This is a genomic window from Nocardiopsis sp. KDC1DS13DA1, from assembly GCF_055632325.1.
Map to the genome: position 1 here is coordinate 1 of NZ_JBVMUY010000042.1, position 266 is coordinate 266.

At 67.7% G+C, this 266-nt stretch carries 1 protein-coding gene; it reads right to left on the bottom strand.

Going from position 1 to position 266, the window contains the following annotated elements; translation table 11 throughout:
- A partial coding sequence (locus tag ACTVAJ_RS26160) for an Hsp70 family protein (RefSeq protein WP_470390934.1) occupies nucleotides 1–266 on the bottom strand: 266 nt, incomplete at both ends.

The window sequence follows — 266 nt, forward strand, 5'->3', positions numbered from 1 at the left end:
GAGCGCTTGGTCGGGATGGTCGTGTTGCGCTCGATGAGCTTGGTGAACACGCCGCCCTTGGTCTCGATGCCCAGCGACAGCGGGGTGACGTCCAGCAGCAGGACGTCCTTGACCTCGCCCTTGAGCACACCGGCCTGGAGCGCGGCGCCGACCGCCACGACCTCGTCCGGGTTGACGCCCTTGTTGGGCTCCTTGCCGCCGGTCATCTCCTTGACCAGCTCCACGATGGCGGGCATACGGGTGGAACCGCCCACCAGGACCACGTG